The sequence below is a fragment of the Curtobacterium sp. MCLR17_058 genome (assembly GCF_003234705.2).
Lineage (GTDB): Bacteria > Actinomycetota > Actinomycetes > Actinomycetales > Microbacteriaceae > Curtobacterium > Curtobacterium flaccumfaciens.
In genome coordinates, this window is sequence record NZ_CP126262.1 from 985,036 (window position 1) to 1,009,262 (window position 24,227).

Consider the following 24,227-nt stretch of genomic DNA (forward strand, 5'->3'; position numbering starts at 1 on the left):
ACAGTGACTGACGACATCACGAAGCTGAGCGCCGCGGCGCTCGCCGACGCCCTCGTGGCGCGCGACGTCTCGAGCGTCGAGGCCACCCAGGCCCACCTCGACCGGATCGCCGCCGTCGACGGCGACGTGCACGCGTTCCTGCACGTCAACCAGAACGCCCTGGCGGTGGCGAAGTCGATCGACTCCCGCCGTGCCGCGGGCGACGACCTCGGGCCGCTCGCCGGTGTGCCGATCGCCGTCAAGGACGTCCTGTGCACGCAGGACATGCCCACGACCGCCGGGTCCAAGATCCTCGAGGGCTGGGTGCCGCCGTACGACGCCACCCCCGTCGCGAAGCTCCGCGCCGCCGGCCTCGTGCCGCTCGGCAAGACCAACATGGACGAGTTCGCGATGGGCTCGACCACCGAGTTCTCGGCCTACGGGCCGACTCGCAACCCGTGGGACCTCGACCGGATCCCCGGCGGGTCCGGCGGTGGCTCGGCCGCTGCGGTCGCTGCGCACGAAGCCCCGTTCGCCCTCGGTTCGGACACGGGTGGCTCCATCCGCCAGCCGGGTGCCGTGACGGGCACGGTCGGTGTGAAGCCGACCTACGGCGGGGTGAGCCGCTACGGCGCCATCGCCCTGGCGTCCAGCCTCGACCAGATCGGCCCGGTGTCCCGCACCGTCCTCGACGCCGCGCTCCTGCACGACGTCATCGGCGGGCACGACCCGAAGGACTCCACGTCCATCCCGGACGCCTGGCCCTCGATGGCCGCGGCCGCACGCGAAGGGCTGCAGGCGGACACGCTCCGCGGCCTGCGCGTCGGCGTGGTGAAGGAACTCGCCGGGGGCGACGGGTTCCAGGCCGGTGTCACCCAGCGCTTCCAGGAGACGGTCGCGCTGCTCGAGTCGGCCGGTGCGGTCGTCGTCGAGATCGACGCCCCGTCGTTCGCGTACGCGATCAGCGCGTACTACCTGATCCTCCCGGCCGAGGCGTCGTCGAACCTCGCCAAGTTCGACTCGGTGCGCTTCGGCCTCCGGGTCACGCCCGAGAACGGTGCCACCGTCGAGGACGTCATGGCCGCCACGCGTGAAGCCGGCTTCGGCCCCGAGGTCAAGCGGCGCATCATCCTCGGCACCTACGCCCTGAGCGCCGGCTACTACGACGCCTACTACGGCTCGGCGCAGAAGGTCCGCACGCTCGTGCAGCGGGACTTCCAGGCCGCCTTCGAGCAGGTCGACCTGCTCGTCAGCCCGTCGGCGCCGACGACCGCGTTCCCGATCGGTGAGCGCATCGACGACCCGCTGGCGATGTACCTCAACGACCTCACGACGATCCCGGCGAACCTCGCCGGCGTGCCCGGCATGAGCATCCCGAACGGCCTCGCGCCCGAGGACGGCCTGCCCGTCGGCGTGCAGCTGATGGCGCCCCAGCGTGAGGACGCCCGGCTGTACCGCTACGGTGCCGCCCTCGAGCGTCTGCTCGAACAGCAGTGGGGCGCGCCGCTCATCGCGTCCGTCCCGGACCTCGACCAGAGTCAGCAGTCCGCTGCGCAGGAAGGTGTGATCTGATGGCGCAGAAGGACGCGCTGATGGACTTCGACGAGGCGCTCGAGCGCTACGAGCCGGTGCTCGGCTTCGAGGTCCACGTCGAACTCGCGACGAAGACCAAGATGTTCTCGGACGCCCCGAACTTCTTCGGCGGCGAACCCAACACGAACGTCACCCCGGTCGACCTCGGGCTGCCCGGGTCGCTGCCGGTCGTGAACGCACAGGCCGTGCGGTACTCGATCCAGCTCGGGCTCGCGCTCGGCTGCTCGATCGCCGAGTCCTCGCGGTTCGCCCGGAAGAACTACTTCTACCCGGACAACCCGAAGAACTACCAGGTCTCGCAGTACGACGAGCCCATCGCCTACGAGGGCGAGGTCGAGGTCGAGCTCGCCGACGGCACGATCTACAACATCCCGATCGAGCGCGCCCACATGGAAGAGGACGCCGGCAAGCTGACGCACGTCGGTGGTGCCACCGGCCGCATCCAGGGCGCCGAGTACTCGCTCGTCGACTACAACCGTGCCGGTGTGCCCCTGGTCGAGATCGTCACGAAGCCGATCTTCGGCGCCGAGCACCGTGCCCCCGAGCTCGGAGCCGCCTACGTGCAGGTCATCCGCGACCTCGTCCGGGCGCTCGGTGTCTCCGAGGCGCGCATGGAGCGCGGCAACCTGCGGTGCGACGCGAACATCTCGCTGCGCCCTCGCGGGCAGGAGAAGCTCGGCACCCGCACCGAGACCAAGAACGTCAACTCGTTCCGCGCCGTCGAGCGTGCGATCCGCTACGAGATCCAGCGCCAGGCCGCGATCCTCGCCGCCGGTGGCACGATCACGCAGGAGACCCGCCACTGGCACGAGGACACCGGTCGCACGTCGGCCGGTCGACCGAAGTCGGACGCCGACGACTACCGGTACTTCCCGGAGCCCGACCTGCTGCCCGTCGTGCCGGACCCCGCCGTCATCGCGGAGCTCCGTGCCTCGCTGCCCGAGGCACCGGTCGCACGTCGCCGTCGCCTGAAGGGTGACTGGGGCTTCGCCGACCTGGAGTTCCAGGACGTCGTGAACGGCGGGCTGCTCGACGAGGTCGAGGGCACCGTCGCCGCCGGCGCCGCACCACAGGCCGCCCGCAAGTGGTGGACCGGTGAGATCAGCCGCGTCGCCAACGCGCAGGACGCCGCCCCCGGTGACCTGGTGTCGCCGAAGCACGTCGCCGAGGTCATCGCGCTCGTCGAGTCCGGCGACCTGACCGACCGCCTGGCACGCCAGGTGCTCGAGGGTGTCATCGCGGGCGAGGGCTCGCCGGCGCAGGTCGTCGAGGCCCGCGGGCTCAAGGTCGTCTCGGACGACTCCGCCCTGACGGCCGCGGTCGACGAAGCACTCGCGGCGCAGCCCGACGTGCTGGCGAAGATCCAGGACGGCAAGGTCCAGGCGGCCGGCGCGATCATCGGCGCGGTCATGAAGGCCATGAAGGGCCAGGCCGACGCCGCCCGCGTGCGCGAACTCGTGCTGGAGCGCGCACAGCAGTCCTAGGCAGTTCCACCTCGGAGGGCACGGTACCGGTCGGTGCCGTGCCCTCCGAGCGTCCCGTCGCCGTGGGTCCCGTTGCCGTGTGCATCCTGGGGACGCGTCAGCGATCCGGTGACAGGATGAGTCGTGTCCGCAACGATCCGCGCCATCGGAACCGCCGTCCCCGAGACGACCCTCGACCAGCCCCGGGTGCGTGACCTGTTCTCCGCCCAACCCGACCTCGGGCGGCTCGGCAAACGGCTCGTCCCCGCCGCGTTCGACGGGTCGGCGGTCGACCAGCGGCACACCGTCCTCGAGGAACTCGACTCCGCGCGTGCCGGTGGGGCCTTCCGTGACGACGACGGCACCCTGCGCTCGCCGTCCACCGGCTCGCGGAACGACCGGTACCGCGAACTCGCCCCGCCGCTGTTCGTCGCGGCCGCCCGCGACGCCGTCGCACGTGCCGGCATCGCGCCGGAGGCCGTCACGCACCTGGTGACCGTGTCGTGCACCGGGTTCACCCAGCCTGGGCCCGACATCGACGTCGTCGAGCAGCTCGGGCTCCCCGGTGGGGTCTTCCGGCACCACATCGGTTTCATGGGGTGCTGCGCCGCGTTCCCCGCGCTCCGCATCGCCGCGGCGTTCGTCGACCAGGACCCGGACGCCGTCGTGCTCGTGGTCTGCGGCGAACTCTGCACCCTGCACGTCCGCGCCTCGAACGACCCCGACCAGATCGTCGCGAACAGCGTCTTCGGTGACGGTGCGGCCGCCGCGGTCGTCGCCCGGGACGGAGCCGGTCTGCGCTTCGACGACTTCACGACGGCTGTGGTGCCCGAGGGGGCGTCCGAGATGGCGTGGAACATCGGGGACGAGGGGTTCGAGATGGTCCTGTCCACCGCCGTGCCGAAGCTCGTCGGCCTGCACGTCCCGAGCGCCGTGCAACCGCTGCTCGACGGCGGGTCGGCGTCGGACGTGCCGGTGTGGGCGGTGCACCCGGGCGGCCGGGCCATCCTCGACCGCACCCAGGAGTCGCTCGGTCTGCCCGACAGTGCGATGGAGTCGAGCCGGCGGGTGCTGCGCGAACACGGCAACATGTCGAGCGCCACCGTGCTCTTCGTGCTGCGGGACGCCGTCGACGCCGGTCTCGAGGACGGCAGCGCCGTCGTCGCGCTCGCCTTCGGCCCCGGGCTCACCGTCGAGAGCGCACGGCTCACCGCGGTGCGGACCGAGGCGTCGCCGGCCGTGGAGCCGCTGCGCGTGCCCGTCGCGACCACGGGCGCGGCGTGAGCCGTCAGGACGGCGGCACCACGGGCCTCCCGGCCGTCGACCTGCGCACCCGCGCGCTCGACCTGACCGAGCTGATGGACGACCCGGACTGCGACCCGCGCGCCCTCGCGCGCACCTTCCGGCGCTTCGCCGTCGTGAACGCGCTCGTGAGCGGCTGGCGCGCGGCCTGGCGGTCCCACGTCGTGCCGGCCCTGCCCGCCAGCGGGCGCGGCCGGGTGCTCGACCTGGGGTGCGGCGGCGGCGACCTGGCCCGCTCGCTGGTGCGCTGGGCGGCGAGCGACGGATTCGACCTCGAGGTCGTCGGGGTCGACCCGGACGAACGTGCCATCGCCGCGGCACGGCGGTCGTCCCCGACCGGCGTGACGTTCCGGCAGCAGTCGAGCGGTGACCTCGTCGCGGCGGGTGAGCGGTTCGACGTCGTCGTGTCGAACCACGTGCTGCACCACCTGGGCGACGAGGAACGGCGGGGGTTCCTGGCTGACTCCGAACTGCTCGCGAGCGGGCGCAGCCTGCACTCGGACATCCGTCGGTCGCCGGCGGCCTACCGGGCGTACGCGCTGGCGTCACCGCTCGTGGCGGCGGGGACGTTCATCCGCGTCGACGGCCTGCGGTCGATCCGCCGGAGCTTCACGGTGCCCGAACTCCGCGACGTGCTGCCCGGCGGGTGGCGGGCCGAGGCGGCCGCGCCGCACCGGGTGTTGGCGATCCGCGACGCGTGAGCGGGCGGGCCGCCGGTTTCCCGACGCGACCAGACGACGGACGGGAGGCCCGTGGCGACGTCGCCACGGGCCTCCCGTCCGTCTGCCGGTGCGTCCACGACGCGCGCCGCTACGGGCGCAGCAGCACCTTGATGGCCCGGCGCTCGTCCATCGCGCGGTGGGCCTCGGCGGCCTCGTCGAGCGGCAGCTCCAGGTCGAAGACGCGACCGGGGTCGATCGCGCCGGACAGCACGTCGGGCAGCAACTCGGGGATGTACTTCCGGGCCGGGGCCATGCCGCCCGCGATGGCGATGTTCGTGTCGAACAGGTAGCGCGTGCCAATGGTCGGCACCCCGTGCGGGACCCCGACGAAGCCGACGTTGCCACCGGGGCGCACCGAGTGCAGCGCCTGGTCCATGCTCTCCTCGGTGCCGACGGCCTCGACCCCGCAGTCGGCCAGGTCGCCGCCGAGCAGCGCGCGGACCGCCGCGACGCCCTCGTCGCCGCGCTCCGCCACGATGTCGGTGGCACCGAACTCGCGGGCGAGTGCCTGCCGGTCGGCGTGGCGGCTCATCGCGATGATGCGCTCCGCCCCGAGCCGCTTCGAGGCGAGCACGGCGGACAGGCCGACCGCGCCGTCGCCGACCACGACGACGGTCTTGCCGGGGCCGACCGCTGCCGACACGGCGGCGTGGTGGCCGGTCGAGAAGACGTCGGACAGGGTGAGCAGCGACGGCACCAGGGCCGGGTCGACCGGACCGGGGACCGCGACGAGCGTGGCGTCGGCGTCCGGGATCCGCACGTACTCGGCCTGTGCGCCGCCGACGGGGTCGCCGTACGCGTCCGTGCTGCCGAACCCGGACAGGTGGTCGCAGCCGGTGGTCATGCCGTTGCGGCAGGCCTGGCAGGTGCCGTCGTTCATGGTGAAGGGGGAGATGACGAAGTCGCCCTCGTGCAGGCCGGTGATGTCGTCACCGACGGCGACGACCTCGCCGACGAGCTCGTGGCCGATCGGCCGCGGCTGCTTCGTCTCGGTGACGCCGCGGTAGGGCCAGAGGTCCGAGCCGCAGACACAGGCCGCGAGGACCTTGACGACGACGTCCTTTCCGGACAGCAGCCCGGGTCGGTCGCGCTCCTCGACGCGGATGTCGTTCGGGGCGTGGATGATCGCTGCGCGCACGGGCGGGCCTTCCGTCGAGATGATGGGGAACCGGCGCGGTCGACGTCGTCCGGGCCGTCGTCGACAGTACCCTCGTGCGGGTGGACGACGACCGGTACGGCGGCGATGTGCTCTCGGGGGACTGGCGCTCGCGCGGGGTGAAGAAGGTGCGGCAGGTGCCGCTCGAACGGGACATGGTGCTCGAGGACCCGGAATCCGGGTGGGCCGGTGCCGTGGTGGGACTCGAGGCGGGCAACATCGCGCTCGAGGACTGGAAGGGCCGCACGCGCTCCTTCCCCTTCACCGGGCAGTTCCTGCTCGAGGGTGAGCTGGTGACGCTGGGGCGGCCGTCGGCGCCGGTCGGGCGGTCGGCCGGGGGCGCTGTTGGGGCTGGTTCCGCTGGCTGTGCGGGTGCCGCTGGTTCCGTCGGTGCCGTGCACGCGGACTGGAGGCCCGGGGGTGCGCCCGCCGTGCGGCAGGCGTCCGACGGTGGTCGCCTCCGCACCGCGTCCGGATCGTTCGCCGTGGAGTCGCAGCGTGCTCGGATTGCGCTCCCCAGCCGCATCATGGTCGAGGGCAAGCACGACGCGGAACTCGTCGAGAAGGTCTGGGGTGCCGATCTGCGCGTCGAGGGCGTCGTGGTCGAGGAGCTCTCCGGCGTCGACAACCTGGCCGCCGTGCTCGACGAGTTCCAGCCGACGCGGGAGCGCCGGGTCGGGGTGCTCGTCGACCACCTGGTGCCCGGGTCGAAGGAGTCCCGCTTCGCCGACGCCGTGATGCGCGGCAAGTGGGGCGCGCACGTGCTCGTCGTCGGGCACCCGTTCGTCGACGTCTGGCAGTCGGTCAAGCCGGCACGGGTCGGGCTGCGGGCGTGGCCGACGATCCCGCGCTCGATCGAGTGGAAGGCGGGCATCTGCCAGGCACTCGGCTGGCCGCACGCCGAGCAGGCCGACATCGCCAGGGCATGGCAGCGGATCCTCGGGCAGGTGCGCACCTTCGCCGACCTCGAGCCGGAGCTGCTCGGCCGTGTCGAGGAGCTGATCGACTTCGTGACGGAACCACAGGCCTGAGAACCGGCGGATTGCCCGACCGGCGCGGTGTGCCGGGGGTGATCCGCGCCTCCAGGCCTACTGTTGAGGGATGGACGGCATCGACGGTCGCGTGCGGGGCGCGGTCGACCTGTGGCTGCGCTGGCTGCCGCGCTGGCAGATCGGGACCGCCCGCCCGCGCACGCGCATCTGCCGGAAGTGCACCGGGTCCCCGATCGCTGCGGCCGCGGGGTTCGGACCCGACGTGCCGCACGCCGTCCAGCACGCGCTGATCGGGCGGATCTCGACGATCGTCGAGGACGCCGTCGACGACTACACGGCGAAGAACCTGCCGCTGCTGCAGCGCGAACTCGAGCGGGCGGCGGCGCGGAAGCGGCACGCGGGGTACCAGCCGGCCGAGGGGTTGTCGCCGGAGTTCCAGGGCCTCGACGTGGACCCCGAGCCGTCGCCGGGGTCGCCGTTCCTCTTCACGCTCGGCGAGCTGGCAGGCACCGGTGCGGGGGAGCAGACGCCGCGCGAGCCGCTGTCCGACGAGGCGAAGGCCGCGCTCCGGCACGAGATCGCGCTGTCCGACGAGTGTGCGCGGTCGACCGGCACCGCGGTGTGCCTGGCGCTCCTCGACCACCGGCCGCGGATCGCCGAGGCCGTGGAACGCCTGGTGGAGCCGCAGATCGAGGCGCTGGTGTCGGACATGTTCCGCGGGTTCGACGGGCCGGAGGACGGGCCGCGCAGCGGGCTGTTCTAGGCGCGGGCAGCTGCGCGGGTGCGGGCGCGTGCGGCTGCGGCTGCGGTTGTGGCTGCGGCCGTGGGCCGAAGCCGCACGGTGCTGTCTGAGTCGGCCGGTGCGAGGTTGAGCGCTCGGTGCACGCTTGTAGCGCCGCACCGAGCCACCACGGTGGCATCGCGTGACGAACCTCGCACCGTGTGTGCTTCTCGAGCCTCGCACCGCATCACGAACCGTGCGCGGTTTGAGCGACCTCTCACCGTGCGCCAGGCCCGGAGCCTGCACGGGTCGAGTCGACGCGCACCGTGCGAGGTCGGCGGGTCGGGGGATCGGCGTCAGCGGGGGAGCAGGGTGCGGCCGGGGATCACGGTGCCGCGCAGTGAGCGGTGCTCGACCGGGCGCGTGGGGTCGTCGATGCGGCCGATGACGAGGTCGATGGCCTCGCGGCCGATGCGCTCGATTGGTTGCTCGAGTGTCGTGAAGCCGATCCAGTCGCTCGCCAGCGGGTAGACGCCGTCGAACCCGGTGACGGAGAGGTCGCGCGGGACCTCGACACCGCGGCGGGCGAGCGCCTCGCACACGTCGAGCATGAGCCGGTCGGTCGGGCACATCACCGCGGTCACGCCCGACTCCTGCACGGCGTCCACCAGGTCGGCGGCGAGGTCGTCGGGTGGCCGCACGAAGCTCGCGTCGATGTCGATCACCCGGACGCCTCGTGCTCGGAGCCGCTCGAGCATCGCCGACGATCGTGCGTGCTGCGTGATCGCGTTGTCGAGCGGGACGGTGAACACCGCGGCCGTGGTGTGGCCGGCATCGGCGACGGCGTCCGCGATGGAAGCCCCACCGTCGACCTCGTCGCAGTAGACGCTCGAGAGCGCCGGGTGCAGCTCGGGCCGACCCGCGACGACGGTGGCGATGCGGGGCGCGAACTCGGCGATGTCGGCGGACGGCATCAGGCCGCTGCACACGACGAGCCCGTCGACGCGCATGGACACGAGTGCGGCGAGGGCGGACTTCTCGTCCTCGACCCGACCGACGCCCGTCGTGGTGACGACGCGGTAGCCGAGCTCCGATGCGCGGCGCTCCATCACGGCGTGCAGTGCGGTGTAGACCATCGACGATGCATCCCGGACGAGCATCCCGATCGTGTTCGTCCGCCCGCTGACCAGCCCGCGAGCCATCGCGTTCGCGACGTACCCGAGCTCGGCTGCCGCTCGTTCGACGCGCTCGCGGGTCTCGTCCGAGAACCGTCCGGTCCCGGAGAGTACGCGGCTCACCGCCGACTTCGAGACCCCCGCACGTGCGGCGACGTCGAGGATCGTCGGTTGGGAACCGCGGCTGCCGTTCACGCGTCGGACGCTGCGGCGTCCCGTCGCGACCGCGACGCGGTGAACCGGAGCACACCGCGGGCGATCGCGCGCCAGCCGAGCAGGAACACCCCGAGCACGATGGTCGCGACGATGACGAACGAGATCGGCAGCGGGTTGCCGTCGACGTCCCCCTGCCCGGTGGCGACGCGGATGGCCAGACCGACGAAGACCGTGAGGACCCAGACCACGACACCGGTCGGCCAGAAGCGCAGCGGTCGAGCCCAGGCACCGCTCGTCACGTACCCGATCGCCCAACCGGCCAGGAACGGGTAGGCGGTGGTCCAGAGCGCCAGCGCCGTGTTGGCCTCACCGTGCGACGAGCGCCCGATGAGCGCGAAGACGACGATGAGGACGACGTCGATGACGGCTGCGAGCCAACCCCAGGTGCGTGCGTTCACCCGCTCATTCTCGCAGGCCCCGGGCTGCCCGCTCATTCCTCCACAAGGTGGTCGACGGGGCTGGTCCTCCACAGCACTCCCATGCGGTGCTGCTCCGAAGGCGGAGGATCCGGAGCATCACGAGTATGTCGATGAACCTCAAGCTCGCACCGGTCCCCGAAGTCCTCACCTTCCGAACGTCCGCCCAGCGCCCCGACGAGTCCGATGTCATCAGACGTCGGGCCGCTGCGGGGGAGCTCACACGGGTAGCACGCGGACTGTACGCGGAGTCTGCGGGATGGGCCGCACTCCGCCCCAGCGAGCAGCACCACGTTCGGCTGCGCTCGTTCGCCGACCGGATCCGCCCCGGAGACCTGATCTCACACGTCTCGGCCGCCGTCGTCTTCGGTGTGCCCCTGCTCACCCCACCACCGACACGGATCCACGTGACCTCACGCGGTGCCGACCGGCGCACCACGAACGCGACCTTCGTGGTGCATGCCGACCTCGACGCCGAACGGAACGAGCGTCCGGTCGCCACGCCCGACGGGTTGCTGGTGTGTGGACTCGATCGGCTGGCGACTGATCTCGCACTCACGCTGCCGTTCACCGACGCAGTCGTGTCCCTCGATGCGCTCCTCCGTCGCGAGGTCGAGCGCGAAGACGTCCGGTCGGCGATCGAGCGGCGCGGGCAGAAGGGACGACGTCGGGCGCTCCGGGCGATCGGGTTCGCCGATCCCGCATCGGACTCACCGGGGGAGTCGTACGCACGAGCGCGGTTCGACCAGTTCGGGACACCGCCGCCGGTCCTCCAGCACCGCTTCCGAGCGCCCGGCGAGCCGGACATCGTCGTGGACTTCTGGTTCCCGGATGCCGGGGTCGTGGTCGAGTTCGACGGAGCCGTGAAGTACCGGAGCAGTGCGTACCTGCGGGGACGGACGCCGGAGGAAGCGCTGTTCGACGAGAAGATCCGGGAAGACCGGCTCCGCGCGTTCCCCGAGGTGCGAACCGTGGTGCGGCTCACCTGGTCGGACCTGCGCAACGAGTGGGTCCTCCGCGCGAAGCTCCGCCGGGCCGGAGTCCGCATGTCGCGCTGAGGGGCTTCAGCCACGCACCGTGCGAGTTTGTTCGGCCTCTTGCCGGTGCGCACGGTGCGCGGTTCGTCGCCCAGGGCAGACCTGGCTGCTGGGTGCGGGGGCGTCGGCAGCGAACGGGGCCGCGCACGGTGCATCCTTCGCCGGTCGGGGGCGAATAGCCCGCTCCGTGCAGGGTTGTAGCCGGGCACGAAGCGGTCAACCCCGCACGGGTCAGCGGAACTCGCACCGTGCGCCGTCACCGCATCCGACGCGCAGCACCGCAGCACCGCGCCGCGCCCGCGCGCCCCCGCACCCGGAGTTCACCCGGCGGCGACGCCGGAGGCACCCGGAGTTCACCCGGCAGCGCCACACTCGACCCCGGCGCGGGAACGTTCCCACACGGCCCGCCCGCACGAACCTCGCACGCCCGCAAGCACGCACGCACGCCCCCACCCCGCACACCCCACGCACCACGGAACAGGGAGAACCCACGTGAAGACCCGAGTCCTCGCCGGCCTCGCCATCGCGGCAGCCGCGACCGTCGCACTCTCCGGCTGCGTCCAGAGCGCCAACGCCTCGAACGCCTCCGACACCGACGGCACCACCGACCTCACCGTGTTCATCAGCGGCGACACCAACGTCCAGGACCTCTGGGACAAGTCGCTCATCCCCGCCTTCGAGAAGGCGAACCCGAAGATCCACGTCAGCACGAGCATCGACCTGCACGGCGAGCACGACGCCCAGACCCAGGCGAACCTCGCCACCGCGGTCAAGGCCGGCAAGTCCGTCGCGTACGACCTCGTCGACGCCGGCTTCGTCACCACCGCCGGCAAGGCCGGGCTGATGGCGCCGGTCAGCGACAGCACGATCCCGAACCTGAAGGACGTCCCGGACGCCACGAAGCAGCAGGGCGGCGACAGCGCCATCCCGTACCGCGCCTCGAGCGTGCTGCTGGCGTACGACGCGAAGAAGGTCACGGACCCGCCGAAGACCCTCGACGACCTGCTCGCCTGGATCAAGGCCAACCCGGGCGAGTTCGCCTACAACTCCCCGTCGTCCGGCGGTTCGGGTGGCTCGTTCGTGGCCACGGTGCTCGCGAAGTACCTGACGCCCGCCGAGCAGGAGACGATGCAGACGAAGTACGACAAGTCCCTCGAGTCGAAGTGGGACAAGGGCTTCGCGGCCCTGAAGGACCTCGGTCCGTCGACGTACCAGAAGGGCGTCTACCCGAACGGCAACGACCAGGTCGTGCAGCTGCTCGGCAGTGGCCAGATCGCGATGGCCCCGGTCTGGAGCGACCAGTTCATCACCTCGCAGAAGACCGGCATCATCCCGAAGACCACCAAGGCCGTGCAGATCGACGACCCGTCGTTCACCGGCAGCGCGAGCTTCCTCGGCATCCCCAAGACCGAGCCGAAGGCCAAGAAGGCGGCAGCCGAGAAGCTCGCCGACTTCGTGCTCAGCGCGAAGGGGCAGCAGCTCGTCGCGAGCGCCGTCTCCGGCTACCCGGTGATCCCGCTCGACAGCCTGCCCAAGTCGGTCGCCGAGCAGTTCGCCGACGCGAACCCCTCGCAGCTCCGCCTCGGGTTCCAGAGCGACTTCGCCGCCGACATGAACGCGGCGTGGGACGCGAAGGTCCCGCAGTGACCCAGACCGTCCAGGACGGCCCGGCAACCGGCCGGGAGGCCCGTGGCGACTCCGCCATGGGCCTCCCGCCCGTCCCGCCCCACGCCCAGGGCCCGGCGCACCCCGCCAGCGGGCGCACGACGCAGGAGCGACTGGCCCGCCGCCACCGGTGGCAGGGCCTCGCCCTCGTCGCCGCCCCCGTGCTGGTCGTCGTCCTGTTCGTCGGCGTCCCGGTGGTGAACGCCGCGCTGTTCAGCCTCGGGTTCACCGGCGGCCTGAACCAGGCGCTCGCCGACATCGGTGGCGACACCGTGCGCGGCTTCTCGTTCGCGGTCTACGCGACCCTGCTCGGCAACGCCACGTTCCTGCGCGACCTGGTCGCGACGCTCGGGGTGACTGCACTGTCGACCGGCCTGACGGTGGGGCTCGCCGTCGTCGTCGCGGTGATCCTGCGGCTCCGCGGAGGCTTCCTCGGCAAGACCCTCAGCGTCCTGGCCGTGGTGCCGATCTTCGTGCCGGTGGTCATCGCGAGCTGGTCGATCCTGACCTTCACCGACGCGCAGGGGTTCCTCCGGAGCCTCGGTGCGCAGTTCGGCCTCGACGTCCCGGTGTGGGGCTACACCCTCGTCGCCGTGGTGTTCGGCAGCGTCTGGACCAGCCTGCCGTTCGCGGTGCTCATGATCGCCGGGGCGCTGCAGGGCACACCGGACGCCCTGGTCGAGGCCGCGAAGGACGCCGGGGCGAGCACCTGGCGCGTCGTCTGGCAGGTGCTCCTGCCGATGGCCGCGACCCCGCTCGTCATCGCGACGACGTTCACCGTGATCGGGGTGCTCGGTTCGTTCACCGTGCCGTACTTCACCGGTCCGAACGCGCCGACGATGCTCGGCGTCGACATCTCGAAGTACTTCCAGGCCTACAACCGTCCGCAGCAGTCGACGGCGATGGCGTTCATCGTGTTCGCGTTCGCCGCGGCCGCGAGCGTCTTCTACCTCCGCTCGACGGTCCGCTCGAACGCGGGCGAACTCGACGAGAAGCGTCAGGAGCAGCAGTGATCAAGCGTCTGACCGGCAACGCCCTCGTCTGGGCGACCGCGATCGTGCTGGCCGTGTTCATCCTCGGGCCGCTCGTCTGGCTGGCCGCCCGGGCCTTCGCCACGACGTGGACCTACCCGAACCTGCTGCCCGACGGCTGGACCCTGCAGTGGTGGGGCACCGTGTTCGAGGACCGCAGTCTGGCCGTCGCCGTGCAGAACTCGCTCGTCCTCGCCCCGCTCACGGTCCTCATCGCCGCGGTGGTCTGCCTGCCCGCCGCGTGGGCGATCAGCCGCATCGAGTTCCCGGGGCGGCGGCTCGTGCTCGTCGGGCTGTTCGCCACGAACGCGTTCCCGAAGATGGGCCTCTTCGTCACGATGTCGGCGATGTTCACCGCGCTGAACCTCATGAACACGGTCACCGGCATCCTGATCGTGCACGTCCTGGGCTGCGTCGTCTTCATGACGTGGCTGCCCGCCGCTGCCTTCTCGGCCGTGCCGCGGTCCCTCGAGGAAGCCGCCCGCGACGCCGGGGCCAGCCGCTGGCGCACCTTCTGGAAGGTGACGTTCCCGATCGCCTGGCCCGGGATCCTCGTCGCGATGGTGATGTCGTTCCTGGCGTCCTTCGACGAGGCGCAGGGCACGTACCTGGTCGGCGCCCCGACGTACATGACGATGCCGACGGCGATGTACTCGCTCGTCCTGAACTCCCCGCGCCAGGTCTCGGCGGTGTTCGCGATCGCGCTGAGCATCCCGTCCGTGGTCCTGCTGCTGCTCGCCCGGAAGCACATCATGGGCGGCCGACTGGCGGACGGCTTCCAGATCCGATGACCCGGCCGCGACCGACCGGGCCGACACCCGGACAGACACCCGGACCGACACCGATGACCCACACCAGCACGAAAGGCGACCAGATGACGGACGCAACGCTCGTCGCGGAACGCGCACCGGGCCTCCAGGCAGACGGCAGCACGACGGACCGGACCCGATCCGGCGGCCTCACCCTCCGCGGACTGCGCAAGACGCTCGGCGGGCGCGACGTCGTCGCCGGCATCGACCTCGACGTCGCGAAGGGCGAGCTCGTCTCGCTCCTGGGGCCGTCCGGCTGCGGCAAGACCACGACGCTCCGGATGGTGGCGGGGTTCCTGCCCGCCGACGGCGGCGTCGTGACCATGGGGGACCGCGACGTCACGTCGCTCGGTCCGGAGCGCCGGCCGAGCGCGATGGTGTTCCAGAACTACGCGCTCTGGCCGCACATGACGGTGACGCAGAACGTCGCGTTCCCGCTGCGGACCCGACGGGTGCCGAAGGCGCGGGTCGCCGAGCGGGTGCGCGACGCGCTCGAGCTCGTCGGCCTGAGCCACCACGCCGGCTCGAAGCCGACCGCGATCTCGGGCGGTGAGCAGCAGCGCGTGGCCCTGGCCCGCGCCATCGTGCAGGAGCCGGACGTCCTGCTCCTCGACGAGCCGCTGTCGAACCTCGACGCGAAGCTCCGCGTGAGCGTCCGCGACGAGATCCGCCGCATCCAGCAGCGCCTCGGCATCACGACCGTGATCGTCACGCACGACCAGGACGAAGCGCTCAGCATCTCGGACCGGATCGCCGTGATGCACGACGGCCGCATCGAGCAGATCGCGACCCCGACCGAGCTCTACGCCCGCCCCGCCACGAGCTTCGTCGCGTCGTTCATCGGGTCGACGAGCGTCGTCACCGGCCGGTTCCTCGCCGGCACCTCGGTCAGCCCGACGGCGGCCGACACGGTGGTGATCCGTCCCGAGCAGGTCGTGCTCACCGAGGACTCGCCGATCCGCGCGACGGTCGCGCGGGTGCTCATGCGGGGGCACTTCGCCGAGGTCGTGCTCAGCACCGACGGCGCGGAGCTCCGCGCCTACGTCACCGGGCCACCGCCGGCGGTCGGCACCGAGACCGGGGTGCGCCTGGGTGAAGTGCTCGTCCACTGCGACGGCGTGCTGCTCGAGGTCGCCCGATGAGCGCCGGGGTCCCGACGTCGACGGTCTCCGCTGCGGCTGCGGTCGACCGTGTGGTCGCCACCAGTCCGGACGGGAGGCCCGGCGTGCGTCCGCCACGCCTCGTCGCCCACCGCGGTGCGCCGCGCGTCCGGCGCGAGAACACGCTGCCCGCCATCGCGGTCGCCGAGGCGCTCGGCGCCGAGGCGATCGAGGTCGACGTCCGCCGCACCGCCGACGGTGTCGCCGTCCTGCTGCACGACGAGACCCTCGGCCGGATGTGGGGTGACGCCCGCCGGGTGTCCGACGTCGACTGGTGCGACGTCGCCCGGCTCGGCAACGGCCTCGACCGGATCCCGCGGCTCGACGGTGCGCTCGAACGTCTCGACGGCTGCCGGTCCACCCTGCTCGTCGACCTGACCGACGCCGAGGACGCCCTGGTCGCCGCCCGCACGGTCGCGGGCTTCACCGGTTCCACCGCGGTGGCCTGGTGCGGGGCGCCGGCGGCGATGGCGGCCGTCCGCTCCGTGCTGCCCGATGCCGACGTCTGGCTGGCATGGGAGTCGCTCGACCCGCCGGTGTCGGCGGACCTCGAGGCGCTCGAGCCGTCGACGCTCAACCTCGACGTCGCGTTCCTCACCCCGCGCACCGTCGAGGTCGCGCACGCCCTGGGCCTGCGCGTCGCCGTCTGGACCATCGACGACGTCGAGCCCGCGATCTGGGCAGCCCGGCTCGGTGTCGACTCGATCACCACGAACGACGTCGGGTCCATCGGCGCAGCCCTGTCGGCGGCCGAGCGCGACGGCTGGCCCGAGCGCGACCGCGAGCCCACCGAGACCGAGGTCGCCTCGCGCGCCCAGGCCCTGGCCCACCGCATCGCCCACGAGGTCATCGCCTACACGCGTGAACACCCGGTCAGCGAGGTCCACACCAAGGCGAACCCCGCCGACCTGGTCACCGACGTCGACCGCCTGGTGGAGCAGCACGTCCGCTCCCGCGTGCGGATGGTGTTCCCGACGCACGGGTTCACCGGCGAGGAGTACGGCGAGGCCCCCGGCGACCGGCACCGCTGGTTCCTCGACCCCGTCGACGGCACCACCAACCTGGCGAACGGCGTGCCGTGGACCTCGATGTCGCTCTGCCTGACCCGTGGCGGCCGCCCGCTCGTCGGCGTCGTCGCGGATCCCTGGCGCGGTGAGGTGCTCGAGGCCCGACGCGGTCGCGGCGCCACCCTGCGCGACCGCCAGCTCCGACTCGACGACACACCCCGGCCGCTCGCCGGTGCCGTCGTCGGCACCGAGCTCGACGGACACCGCCCGTGGCCGGGGTTCGGGGCGTTCCTCGACGCCCTGGCCGACCGGTCGTGCACGCTCCGGGTGCAGGGATCGGGCACGTTGACGATCGCCCAGGTCGCGGCCGGGCGGGGCATCGGCGGCTGCGTCTCGGCGTTCAACCCGGTCGACCACGGTGCCGCGGTGCTGCTCGTGCACGAGGCCGGGGGCGTCGTGCTGACGCGGTCCGGCCCCGTCGAGGGCTTCCCGCCCGTGGGGGAGCCGTTCCTCGTGGCGCACCCGGGGGCCGCGGACGAGCTGCACGCGGTGTGGACGGCGGCGCTCGTCGCGGGGTGAGCCACGCGGCGCAGACCGGAGGCACGGTGCTGGGTCTGCGATCCGGTGCGGGGTTGGCTGCTGGGTGCGATGCTGCAAGCGCGCACCGGGCTGGGAACCGCGCACGGGGTGCGCAGGTGCGCACGGTGCGGACTGGAGGCACGGTGCCAGCCCGGCACGCGCCTCCCGGCCGGTGGGTGGTGCGCACGGTGCGGGGTCGGCGATCCGGTGCGGGGTTGGCTGCCGGGTGCGGCGCTGCAAGCGCGCATGGGGCTGCGAACCGCGCACGGGGTGCGCAGGTGCGCACGGTGCGGACTGGAGGCGCGGTGCCAGCCCGGCACGCGCCTCCCGGCCGGTGGGTGGTGGGCACGGTGCGGGGTCGGCGATCCGGTGCGGGGTTGGCTGCCGGGTGCGGCGCTGAAAGCGTGCACGGGGCTGGGAACCGCGCACGGGGTGCGCAGGTGCGCACGGTGCGGACCGGGGGCGCGGTGCCAGCCCGGCACGCGCCTCCCGGCCGGTGGGTGGTGCGCACGGTGCGGGCTCGGCGATCCGGTGCGGGGTTGGCTGCTGGGTGCGGTGCTGCAACCGCGCACGGGGCTGCGAACCGCGCACGGGGTGTGCAGGTGCGCACGGTGCGGGCTGGAGGCGCGGTGCCAGCCCGGCACGCGCCTCCCGGCCGACTCTGAGCGGGCGCTCAGTCAGTCGACGCCGGGGGTTCGTAGTGTTGCAGTCCACGACCGGTCCGACCGGGCCCACCGTGCACCCGAAGGAGCATCGACCATGGGATTCCTCGACCGCCTGCTCGGACGTCCGGAGCGTGACCGATCCGCTGACGCACAGCAGAACCAGTGGGGGCAGCCGCCGCAGCAGCAGGGCTACCGGTACGGCCAGCAGTCTTACCAGCAGCCGGCGCCGTCCGCACCGCAGGGCGCAGGCGACCAGTACGGCGTCCCGCAGTGGGGCGGTGCACCGACGCAGCAGCAGGGCGCCACGACCGACGACGAGCGTGCGGTCGAGCGCTACCGCTACCTGCTCCGCACGGCACCGCCGGAGCGCATCGAAGAGGTCCACGCCGAGGCCTTCGCCAAGCTGACCGACGAGCAGCGCCGCATGGTCTACGACGAGTTCACCCGGACCGCGCCTCCCGGTGAGGCACCCCGTGGCGACGACCCGCGCTCGCTCGCCCAGTCGGCGACCCGCTCCGAGATCCGCCAGCCGGGCTTCATGGAGCGCTCGCTCGGCGGCGTCGGCGGTGGCGGCGGACGCTTCGGCGGCCAGCGCGGCGGTCCGTCGTTCGGCAGCATGATCGGTGCGTCGATCCTCGGGACGGTGGCCGGCTACGTCATCGGTTCGGCGATCATGAGCGCGTTCCTGCCGGACCCCGGTTCGTTCGATGGCGGTACCGACGCTGCGGGTGACGGTGGTTCGGAGGACACTGGTGCTGAATCCGGCGATGCCGGGGCGTCCGACGGCGGCGCATCCGACGGCGGCGGCTTCGACAATGCGGGCTGGGGCGACAGCGGATCCGACTTCGGCGGTGGCTTCAGCGACTTCGGTGGTGGTGACTTCGACGTCTGAGTGACGTCCGTCGCTCCACCGGACCCCCGGGTACCCACCGTGTCCGACGAAGGAGCGACATGGCCATCATCGAAGCCTCCGGGCTGACCAAGACCTACAAGTCGAAGTCCGGGCCGGTGCACGCGCTGGCCGGACTCGACCTGTCGGTGCCGCAGGGCACCGTGAAGGCGCTGCTCGGGCCGAACGGCGCGGGCAAGACCACGGTGGTGAAGGTGCTGACCACCCTCATCACGCCCGACTCGGGCACCGCGACGATCGACGGCATCGACGTGATCGCCGACCCGCAGGCCACCCGGCGGTCGATCGGGGTGTCCGGGCAGTACGCGGCGGTGGACGAGAACCTGACCGGGTTCGAGAACCTCGAGATGATCGGGCGGCTCTACCACCTGGGTCGCCGGACAGCGCGCGATCGTGCCCGGGAGCTCATCGACGTCTTCGACCTGTCCGAGGCGGGGGACCGTCCGGTGAAGGGCTTCTCCGGCGGCATGCGGCGACGCATCGACCTCGCCGGGGCGCTGGTGATGAACCCGCGCGTGCTGTTCCTCGACGAGCCAACGACGGGCCTCGACCCCCGAAGCCGACTGGCGCTCTGGGGCATCATCGAGGACCTCGTGGCCGAGGGAGCGACGGTGCTCCTCACCACCCAGTACCTGGAAGAAGCCGACCGGCTCGCCGACGACATCGCGGTCATCGACGACGGGGCCGTCATCGCCGAGGGCACCGCGGACCAGCTCAAGGCGCAGGTCGGCGGGCACCGGGTGGTCGTGACCCTGGTGGACGAGGCCGACGGCGACGCGGCGACGACGGTGCTGCGCCGGTACGGGGTCGGCGAGGTCGAGACCTCGGGCGACGGCCGAACCCGTGCCATCGCGGTGGAGGCCGGTCCGGCCGCCCTGCAGCGCGTGCTCGCCGACCTGGGCGAGGCCGGCATCGAACTCCACGACGCCGGCATGCGGCGCCCGACCCTCGACGACGTCTTCCTCCGCCTGACCGGACACGCCGCGACGGACGATGACGCCGGCGCACCCGCGGCCACCAAGCAGAAGGAGACGGCACGATGACCACCACGTCCCTCGCGCCGGGCCGCCAGCTGCCCGTCGTCGTCACCTCGCCGCTCGCCGTCTGGGTCGAGGACGGTTGGACCGTCACCAAGCGGAACCTCATCAAGCTCAAGCGGTCGCCGGACATGCTCGTGTTCGCCGTGCTGCAGCCGATCATGTTCGTGCTGCTCTTCAGCCAGGTCTACGGCGGCGCCATCCAGGTGCAGGGGACCGACTACACGCAGTTCCTGATGGCGGGGATCTTCGCGCAGACCGTGGTGTTCGGTGCGACGTTCTCCGGGTCGGCGATGGCGCAGGACCTGAAGGAGGGGCTGATCGACCGGTTCCGCACGCTGCCGATGTCGGCGTCCGCGGTCCTGGTCGGGCGCACCAACTCCGACCTCGTCCTGAACTCGATCTCGATGGCGATCATGATGCTCACCGGGCTCGCGGTCGGGTGGCGGGTGAACTCGTCGCCGCTCGAGTTCCTGGCCGGCATCGCCCTGCTGCTGCTGTTCAGCTACGCGTTCAGCTGGGTCATGGCGCTGCTCGGCATGAGCGTCAAGACGCCCGAGGTCATCAACAACGCCTCGTTCATGATCCTGTTCCCGCTGACGTTCATCTCGAACGCGTTCGTGCCGAGCGACACCCTGCCGCTGGTGTTGCGCGTGTTCGCGGAGTGGAACCCGGTGTCGTCGCTCGTGCAGGCCGCGCGGGAGCTCTTCGGCAACGTCGGATCCGCCCCGGTTCCGGACATCTGGACGATGCAGCACCCCGTGCTGACCGTGCTGATCGGGATCGCCGTGATGCTCGTGGTGTTCGTGCCGTGGGCGGTCAACAAGTACACCCGCATCAGCGCGAAGTGACGCCGGCGTGGGCGCTCAGAGCAGCTTGCGCTGCAGCGCCCACGCCGTCAGCTCGTGCCGGTTCGACAGCTGGAGCTTCCGCAGGACCTTCGACACGTGCGTCTCGACGGTCTTCACCGAGATGAACAGCTCCGTCGCGACCTCCTTGTAGGCGTACCCCCGCGCGATGAGCCGCATGACCTCCTGCTCGCGCGCGGACAGGCGGTCCAGCTCGGCGTCGTGCTGCGCCGTCTCGCCGCTGACCGCTCCGAACGCGTCGAGCACGAAGCCGGCCAGGCGCGGCGAGAACACCGCGTCCCCGTCCGCCACACGGGCCACGGCCTCGGCGACCTCGGTACTCGACGAGCTCTTCGTGATGTACCCGCGGGCGCCGGCTCGGATGACCCGCACCACGTCGTCGGCGGCGTCCGACACGCTCAACGCGAGGAACCGGGTGTCCGGGTTCTCCGGTGCGGACCGCGTGATGACCTCGGCACCGCCGCCGCCGGCGCCGCCCGGCAGGTGCACGTCGAGCAGGACGACGCGTGGGCGGGTGGCCGCGACGAGCGTCACGGCTTCGTCGACGGTCGCCGCCTCACCCACGACCTGGAGGCCCGGTGGCAGTCCGGCGCGCACGCCGGCTCGGAAGATGGAGTGGTCGTCGACGATCGCGACGGTCAACGGGGCGGGCTCGGTCATGCGTGCTCCTCGTCCTGGGCCGCGGGTGCGAGCGGCAGGGTCAGCCGGACCTCGGTGCCGGTGCGGCCCGGCCCCGGCGCGATGGTCGCGTGGCCGCCGAGGCGCTGCATCCGGCCGATGATCGACTCGCGGACGCCGTACCGGCCCTCGGGCACCGCGTCGACGTCGAAGCCCGGGCCGCGGTCGCGGATGCTGAGCTCGACCCGGTCGCCGGCGGTCTCGGCGTACACGCTCACGGTCCCACCGGCGTGCCGGGCGGCGTTGAGCATCGCCTCGCGGGCGGCGGCGACGAGCCCGTCCGGCAGGTCGCTGCGGGCGGGTCCGACCGCGATGACCTCGATGCGGGCGGGGTACTCGGCCTCGATGTCCACGGCGGCGTCCTGCAGCTGCGCGCCGAGGTCGCGCGCCGGTTCCGCCCGCTCGGTGAAGAGCCAGGACCGCAGTTCGCGCTCCTGCGCCCGCGCCAGCCGTGCCGCGTCCGAACCCGGCTCGGCCTTCTGCTGGATGAGGGCGAGGGTCTGCAGCACCGAGTCGTGCAGGTGCGCCGCGAACTCGGCGCGCTCGAGGTCGCGGACGCGGGCGGCGCGTTCCTCGGCGAGGTCGCGGACGAGTCGGACCACCCACGGGGCGACCACGACGGCGACCCCGACCAGGACGGCCACCGCCGCGGTGAGCACGGTCCAGACGTTCGGGCGGCTGCTCGTCGTGAAGAACAGCAGGATGCCGAGCACGACGAGCACCAGGGCCCCGAGCGCCCGGACGACGAGGGCGGATGACCCGGCCGTGCGGACGTTGCGGAGCGCGTCGAACTGCCGCCAGGCGAGTGCGGCACCGGTGACGACCACGACGCCGGGGACGATGACCTCGAGGGGGACGGCCACCCCCATCCGCGCTGCGACCACCGCGCCGGCGGCGGCGAGCAGAGCCACGCCGAGCAGGATCTCGACGACCGGGGCACGCCGGGCGGACGCGGTGGTCTCGTCCTGGTCGACGACGGCGGCCGGGGTCAGCACGGACTTGAGCGGTGCACGTCCGGCGGTTGCCCCGGCGGCGGCGCTCGGCACGGTCGCCCAGAGCCAGGCGTAGAGCAGCAGCCCGGCGCCACCGCAGACCACCAGGACCGCGGTGGCGAGCCGGACGGCCCCGACCGGCAACCCGGTGTGCGCCGCGAACCCGCTGCAGACCCCGCCGACGACCCTGGGGGTCGGGCGCGTCATCGTCGCGGTGGCCATGGGGCAATCCTGGCACCCGGACGGCGGTCGCAGCAGGGTCCGGGGCCGGGATCAGGGACCGGTCAGGGGGAACCCCGATGGTGTCGGCGCAGCACTGCCGGGATGCTGGTGGCCATGACCGATCACCAGCACGACTCCGCTCCCGGCACCGCCGCCGGCAGCGCCGACTCGACGACCCGGTTCTTCGACTGGGTCCGCGGCCTCGGCATCGTGCGCACCGACGACCGCTGGCTCGCCGGCGTGTGCGGTGCCGTCGCCCGCCGCACCGGGCTCGACCCGCTCGTGGTCCGCGGCGTGACGATCGTCGTCGCGCTGCTGGGCGGGCCGGTCTTCCTCGCCTACGCCGTCGGCTGGGCGCTGCTGCCCGACACCGCCGGACGCATCCACGTCGAGCGGATGATCCGCGGGGTCCTGGACCCGGCGCTCATCGCGATCGGCGCCTTCGTGGCGCTCACCTTCGTGCCCGCCGCCCGCGGCCTCTGGTGGCAGGGTGTCCCGGACGCCTGGGGGATGCCCGGCTGGCTCGAGGCGACCCTGGCCACCGCGTGGAGCATCGTGCTCGTCGGCGGGATCGTCTGGCTGATCGTGGTCCTGGCCCGACGCGGGGTGGACGGTGAGCGGACCGCGAGCACCGGCACCGGCACCGGCACCGGCACCGGCACCGGACCGACCGCTGCCCCGCGGGGTGACTTCTGGACCAGCCCCGAGGAACCGCACCCGGCCCGGAAGGCGTGGACCGCGGAGGCGACCGGCGCGGCGGACGCGGGACGGGCCTCCTGGCAGTGGGGTGCACCCGCGAGCCCCGAGGACCGGCGACGGCAGCACGAGGAGCGGATGCGCGCGGAACGGGAGCGGGCGGCCGAACGGCGGGCCGAGCGGGTGGAGCGGCGACCCGGGGCAGCGTACGTCGCCGTGTCCCTCGGACTCGCACTCGTCGCCGGAGCCGGGGTCGCGTTCTGGGCGCAGCAGGCCGGGTGGTCCGTCCCGGTCCTCGGGATCGCTGCCGCGCTCGCGGTGCTGGCGATCGCGACGATCGTCGCCGGGATCCGCGGCCGCGACGACGACGTGCTCGGACTGTTCTCGACGGTCGCCGCGGTGGCCCTGGTGGTCACCGGGGTCCTGCCCGCCGGCACCCAGGTCTCGCTGATCGGCGGCACCACGTGGCAGGTGGAACGTGCCGCCCCGGGCACCGAACGGAACTTCGCGATGCTGGCCGGCGGTCCGACGCTGGACCTCCGCGAGCTCGAACCGTCGGCGGTCGGGGGCGACGTGAACCTCTGGCTGGGTGCCGGCGGGGCCGAGGTGCTGCTGCCGACCGACGTGCCGGTACGGGTCGAGGTGAGCGGTGTCGGCTACGGGATCGACACCGGCGGAGGCGACGACGACGGCGCCGGTGGAGTGCTCCGGACCACCACGCTCGAGAACCGTGCGGCACGCACGGCCGATGCGGACGAGACGACGACGGTGCACCTGTGGATCCTCGGCGGCGGCGTCGACGTGCCGCGGGCGATCACGGTCGGCGAGTGAGGAACGGGACGATGACGAACGACGGAACGACCAACGACGAGACGACTGCGCCGATGGCTCCACCGGCGGCTCCCGACGAGCCCGTCCGGCGGCCCGCACGCCGTGGCGCACGGTTCGGCACGATCCTGTGGGGTGTCCTGATGCTCGTGTTCGCCGGAGCGATGGCCGTGAGTGCGCTGCCGATGTTCTCAGTGGACACCACGACCCTGCTGCTCGCCGCCTGCATCGCCGCCGGTGTGCTGCTGGTCGTGGCCGGGATCGTGGCGACACTGTCCCGCACACGGCGGTAGTGGGAGCGCCCCGT

At 72.5% G+C, this 24,227-nt stretch carries 22 protein-coding genes; 17 read left to right on the forward strand and 5 right to left on the reverse strand.

Annotated elements, in window-relative coordinates; translation table 11 throughout:
* Positions 1–3 precede the first annotated feature (3 nt).
* From gatA to DEJ11_RS04750, 4 genes are all read left to right on the forward strand, one after another.
* Entirely contained in the window at positions 4–1,551 is a 1,548-nt protein-coding gene (gene gatA, locus DEJ11_RS04735) for an Asp-tRNA(Asn)/Glu-tRNA(Gln) amidotransferase subunit GatA (RefSeq protein ID WP_111022649.1), read from the forward strand.
* Positions 1,551–3,056: an Asp-tRNA(Asn)/Glu-tRNA(Gln) amidotransferase subunit GatB gene (gatB, locus tag DEJ11_RS04740; RefSeq protein ID WP_035807593.1), complete on the forward strand. Its 1,506-nt coding sequence runs from the start codon at positions 1,551–1,553 to the stop codon at positions 3,054–3,056. Before gatA ends, gatB begins: the two co-directional genes overlap by 1 nt.
* Before the next feature lie 123 nt (positions 3,057–3,179).
* Positions 3,180–4,319 (forward strand): type III polyketide synthase, encoded by a 1,140-nt coding sequence (locus DEJ11_RS04745; protein WP_111103127.1) that lies wholly within the window; start codon positions 3,180–3,182, stop codon positions 4,317–4,319.
* Positions 4,316–5,038, forward strand: coding sequence for a methyltransferase domain-containing protein (locus DEJ11_RS04750; protein WP_111038782.1), 723 nt, complete (start codon positions 4,316–4,318; stop codon positions 5,036–5,038). The genes DEJ11_RS04745 and DEJ11_RS04750 overlap by 4 nt, the downstream gene beginning before the upstream one ends.
* 109 nt (positions 5,039–5,147) lie before the next feature.
* Here DEJ11_RS04750 and DEJ11_RS04755 read toward each other — a convergent pair whose 3' ends face one another.
* On the reverse strand, positions 5,148–6,197 hold the full coding sequence (locus DEJ11_RS04755) for a zinc-dependent alcohol dehydrogenase family protein (RefSeq protein WP_111103126.1): 1,050 nt from the start codon (positions 6,195–6,197) through the stop codon (positions 5,148–5,150).
* 80 nt (positions 6,198–6,277) lie between these two features.
* Here DEJ11_RS04755 and DEJ11_RS04760 point away from each other — a divergent pair, with 80 nt between their 5' ends.
* A complete protein-coding gene (locus DEJ11_RS04760) occupies positions 6,278–7,246 on the forward strand; it encodes a DUF3097 domain-containing protein (RefSeq protein ID WP_111103125.1) in 969 nt (322 codons plus the stop codon).
* A 70-nt stretch (positions 7,247–7,316) separates the two neighbouring features.
* Positions 7,317–7,970: a spermidine/putrescine ABC transporter substrate-binding protein gene (locus DEJ11_RS04765; protein ID WP_111054500.1), complete on the forward strand. Its 654-nt coding sequence runs from the start codon at positions 7,317–7,319 to the stop codon at positions 7,968–7,970.
* A gap of 314 nt (positions 7,971–8,284) precedes the next feature.
* Here DEJ11_RS04765 and DEJ11_RS04770 read toward each other — a convergent pair whose 3' ends face one another.
* Together DEJ11_RS04770 and DEJ11_RS04775 are read right to left on the reverse strand one after the other, a co-directional pair.
* Positions 8,285–9,298 carry a LacI family DNA-binding transcriptional regulator gene (locus DEJ11_RS04770; RefSeq protein WP_071405476.1) on the reverse strand — a complete coding sequence of 338 codons (1,014 nt, stop codon included), beginning with the start codon at positions 9,296–9,298 and terminating at the stop codon, positions 8,285–8,287.
* The gene (locus DEJ11_RS04775; protein WP_258367055.1) at positions 9,295–9,717 is read right to left on the reverse strand and encodes a DUF3054 domain-containing protein; all 423 of its coding nucleotides are present in this window, start codon (positions 9,715–9,717) and stop codon (positions 9,295–9,297) included. Before DEJ11_RS04775 ends, DEJ11_RS04770 begins: the two co-directional genes overlap by 4 nt.
* Before the next feature lie 425 nt (positions 9,718–10,142).
* On the opposite strand from DEJ11_RS04775, the gene DEJ11_RS04780 reads away from it, so the two are divergent.
* From DEJ11_RS04780 to DEJ11_RS04820, 9 genes are all read left to right on the forward strand, one after another.
* Complete coding sequence (locus DEJ11_RS04780; RefSeq protein ID WP_259489293.1) at positions 10,143–10,793, forward strand: hypothetical protein; 651 nt, start codon at positions 10,143–10,145, stop codon at positions 10,791–10,793.
* Positions 10,794–11,264: 471 nt separating this feature from the next.
* The gene (locus DEJ11_RS04785; protein WP_111103123.1) at positions 11,265–12,419 is read left to right on the forward strand and encodes an extracellular solute-binding protein; all 1,155 of its coding nucleotides are present in this window, start codon (positions 11,265–11,267) and stop codon (positions 12,417–12,419) included.
* Positions 12,416–13,450, forward strand: a complete 1,035-nt coding sequence (locus DEJ11_RS04790) for an ABC transporter permease (protein ID WP_111103121.1) — start codon at positions 12,416–12,418, stop codon at positions 13,448–13,450. Before DEJ11_RS04785 ends, DEJ11_RS04790 begins: the two co-directional genes overlap by 4 nt.
* Positions 13,447–14,259, forward strand: coding sequence for an ABC transporter permease (locus DEJ11_RS04795; protein WP_017886992.1), 813 nt, complete (start codon positions 13,447–13,449; stop codon positions 14,257–14,259). Before DEJ11_RS04790 ends, DEJ11_RS04795 begins: the two co-directional genes overlap by 4 nt.
* Before the next feature lie 83 nt (positions 14,260–14,342).
* Complete coding sequence (locus DEJ11_RS04800) at positions 14,343–15,419, forward strand: ABC transporter ATP-binding protein (RefSeq protein WP_258375325.1); 1,077 nt, start codon at positions 14,343–14,345, stop codon at positions 15,417–15,419.
* Positions 15,416–17,023, forward strand: a complete 1,608-nt coding sequence (locus DEJ11_RS04805; protein WP_111103117.1) for an inositol monophosphatase family protein — start codon at positions 15,416–15,418, stop codon at positions 17,021–17,023. Before DEJ11_RS04800 ends, DEJ11_RS04805 begins: the two co-directional genes overlap by 4 nt.
* Positions 17,024–17,782: 759 nt before the next feature.
* The gene (locus tag DEJ11_RS04810) at positions 17,783–18,580 is read left to right on the forward strand and encodes a hypothetical protein (RefSeq protein WP_071405482.1); all 798 of its coding nucleotides are present in this window, start codon (positions 17,783–17,785) and stop codon (positions 18,578–18,580) included.
* A gap of 59 nt (positions 18,581–18,639) precedes the next feature.
* Entirely contained in the window at positions 18,640–19,641 is a 1,002-nt protein-coding gene (locus tag DEJ11_RS04815; RefSeq protein ID WP_111022661.1) for an ATP-binding cassette domain-containing protein, read from the forward strand.
* Positions 19,638–20,486 (forward strand): ABC transporter permease, encoded by an 849-nt coding sequence (locus tag DEJ11_RS04820; RefSeq protein ID WP_051596514.1) that lies wholly within the window; start codon positions 19,638–19,640, stop codon positions 20,484–20,486. The genes DEJ11_RS04815 and DEJ11_RS04820 overlap by 4 nt, the downstream gene beginning before the upstream one ends.
* Positions 20,487–20,501: 15 nt before the next feature.
* Here the strand turns inward: DEJ11_RS04820 and DEJ11_RS04825 are convergent, their stop codons facing one another.
* Together DEJ11_RS04825 and DEJ11_RS04830 are read right to left on the reverse strand one after the other, a co-directional pair.
* The gene (locus tag DEJ11_RS04825) at positions 20,502–21,164 is read right to left on the reverse strand and encodes a LuxR C-terminal-related transcriptional regulator (protein WP_111103115.1); all 663 of its coding nucleotides are present in this window, start codon (positions 21,162–21,164) and stop codon (positions 20,502–20,504) included.
* A complete protein-coding gene (locus DEJ11_RS04830) occupies positions 21,161–22,396 on the reverse strand; it encodes an ATP-binding protein (RefSeq protein WP_111103113.1) in 1,236 nt (411 codons plus the stop codon). The genes DEJ11_RS04825 and DEJ11_RS04830 overlap by 4 nt, the downstream gene beginning before the upstream one ends.
* A gap of 114 nt (positions 22,397–22,510) precedes the next feature.
* Between DEJ11_RS04830 and DEJ11_RS04835 the strand changes: the two genes are divergently transcribed.
* Together DEJ11_RS04835 and DEJ11_RS04840 are read left to right on the forward strand one after the other, a co-directional pair.
* Entirely contained in the window at positions 22,511–23,923 is a 1,413-nt protein-coding gene (locus DEJ11_RS04835; protein ID WP_181440797.1) for a PspC domain-containing protein, read from the forward strand.
* A gap of 11 nt (positions 23,924–23,934) precedes the next feature.
* Entirely contained in the window at positions 23,935–24,213 is a 279-nt protein-coding gene (locus DEJ11_RS04840; protein WP_111031136.1) for a hypothetical protein, read from the forward strand.
* Positions 24,214–24,227: the final 14 nt, after the last annotated feature.

Bases quoted from the DNA above. Each gene is read 5' to 3' on its own strand.
- gatB (WP_035807593.1), top strand. From the start codon at position 1,551: ATGGCGCAGAAGGACGCGCTGATGGACTTCGACGAGGCGCTCGAGCGC.
- DEJ11_RS04765 (WP_111054500.1), top strand. From the start codon at position 7,317: ATGGACGGCATCGACGGTCGCGTGCGGGGCGCGGTCGACCTGTGGCTG.
- DEJ11_RS04800 (WP_258375325.1), top strand. From the start codon at position 14,343: ATGACGGACGCAACGCTCGTCGCGGAACGCGCACCGGGCCTCCAGGCA.
- DEJ11_RS04805 (WP_111103117.1), top strand. From the start codon at position 15,416: ATGAGCGCCGGGGTCCCGACGTCGACGGTCTCCGCTGCGGCTGCGGTC.
- DEJ11_RS04810 (WP_071405482.1), top strand. From the start codon at position 17,783: ATGGGATTCCTCGACCGCCTGCTCGGACGTCCGGAGCGTGACCGATCC.
- DEJ11_RS04815 (WP_111022661.1), top strand. From the start codon at position 18,640: ATGGCCATCATCGAAGCCTCCGGGCTGACCAAGACCTACAAGTCGAAG.
- DEJ11_RS04820 (WP_051596514.1), top strand. From the start codon at position 19,638: ATGACCACCACGTCCCTCGCGCCGGGCCGCCAGCTGCCCGTCGTCGTC.
- DEJ11_RS04825 (WP_111103115.1), bottom strand. From the start codon at position 21,164: ATGACCGAGCCCGCCCCGTTGACCGTCGCGATCGTCGACGACCACTCC.
- DEJ11_RS04830 (WP_111103113.1), bottom strand. From the start codon at position 22,396: ATGGCCACCGCGACGATGACGCGCCCGACCCCCAGGGTCGTCGGCGGG.
- DEJ11_RS04835 (WP_181440797.1), top strand. From the start codon at position 22,511: ATGACCGATCACCAGCACGACTCCGCTCCCGGCACCGCCGCCGGCAGC.
- DEJ11_RS04840 (WP_111031136.1), top strand. From the start codon at position 23,935: ATGACGAACGACGGAACGACCAACGACGAGACGACTGCGCCGATGGCT.